Here is a 1,648-nt window from a genome sequence, read left to right on the forward strand (position 1 = left end):
GGTGTCCCTCAGGTTGGTCATAAGCAACCCGACCCTACCGGAAATCACCGATGGCTATGAAATCCAGCTACACCACTCCATGGGACACGATCAACGGTCTTGCAAACACAAAACACCCTTCACCTCACCAATGCCGTTGAGAGCTTTCCATTTACGAGCACTTTATTCGGGCCACGGCCGGCCGTCGCGAGCTGGCCTTTGAGCAAGGCAAGTGTCATTGGCCGCAACGTGTGTGATCCTCTCAGTCGAAGCACCGCTTATTGCGAGGGATCGACCGCGTTAAACGCGCGCATTAGCTCCTGCATTCCTTCTGCCAGCCACCGTGCAAAGCCGCTCTCCTTTTTCGGGATGGTGACGGTCGTTCCCGCTAGCGTGGATTTCATGCGCCGAAAGATGCGGCCGTCAATAACGAAATCACGGCTTGTTCCTGGGCATCGCATTCTGTCCGGGACGACGTCGCAGCTACCATTCGCATCGCCAGGGAGATGCGTCCAGCGCCGTCCGCCGTTTGAAATTCCGTCGTGGGAAAACTTCCGGACAGCTTCAATTCTGCTTGAGCCTTTCAGCGCCTCTGCAAACGCAGTCCATTTCGGACGGCGAGCGGCGGCGGCGTATCGAGAATGACAATGTCGTATCGATCCTCGACGCGAGCTATTGCGCTGTTGAGCCGTTCGAAGAACAGCCCGAGATCGTCACGGTTTTCTGCGCGAGGCAGGAAGGGATGTCGAACTCAAGATCCATGAGTTCCAGATTGCCCGGGACGAGATCGACGTCCGGAAATACGTCGTCCGGATCACATCCGCCAGCGAACGTCGCTCGTTATCGTACCGGATTGCGGCATAGGCCGTTTCATTCTCTCCGAGATCGAATTCCGGCTGGATGCTGCACAAGGCCGTCATCGACGCTTAGCTTAAGGGTCCAAGTCGATGCAAAGGACGCGATAGCCCTGGAGGCCGAGAAAATGGGCCAGGTGGATGGAAGTCGTCGTTTGGGAGTTGCCACCTTGAAATTCGCCGTCGCGATTGTTTGCAGCTTCTCGCCCGCGCGACGACAGGGCAGCAGGGTCTGGGCGTCGTCGGGGCGAAGCGCCGCGAGAAATGCACGCAGCTCTCTGACCCGCTTAACGGTATATATGCGTGGATTGTTGTCTGCACGCTCCGGTACAGGCCCCTTCCCTCTCTATGGTGAGCTGCCACAAAGTGCTTTCAGGAAACTTCAGCAAGCGTACGAGGTCGGTTGTTGAAAACATACGGGCGAAGGTTTTTTGCTGCCGGAGGAGAAAAGCCCTCTCACGCATCTTGTGCAGCTCGGCCGATAGCTTCATCGTGTCGGTGCCGATCTTCAATGCGGCATCGGTGGCGGTTAGGGACGTCAGACAGGTTTCGATTCTTCAAGGCGTTTTTCGTTAACAAAAGGTTATCAGCACACGGGTCGGCGGGAGCCGCCGTCTTTTACACTGTGTCAATCGGACCGCTGCTTAACAGCTGTTAAGTGCGCTCCATGGTGAGCCCGACGCTTCGTCCTCGGCAAACTGGAAGCTCCGATGCTGCCTTTCTGGGTGCGTTGAACCTCGCGCTCGTTTCAGATGGCTTCCACAATGCGCGGCTTTCCCAAGGGGATAGGGGATAGGCGTTAGAAGGAGGTGTGG

The 1,648-nt window shown here is 56.8% G+C and carries 1 protein-coding gene; it reads right to left on the reverse strand.

Features of this window, described 5'->3' with window-relative positions; all coding sequences use genetic code 11:
• Positions 1 to 910 precede the first annotated feature (910 nt).
• Positions 911 to 1,099, reverse strand: a complete 189-nt coding sequence (locus EV665_RS33170; protein WP_342636213.1) for an AAA family ATPase — start codon at positions 1,097 to 1,099, stop codon at positions 911 to 913.
• Between the last annotated feature and the right edge of the window lie 549 nt (positions 1,100 to 1,648).

This window comes from Shinella granuli, from assembly GCF_004341885.1.
Taxonomy (GTDB): Bacteria; Pseudomonadota; Alphaproteobacteria; order Rhizobiales; family Rhizobiaceae; genus Shinella; species Shinella granuli.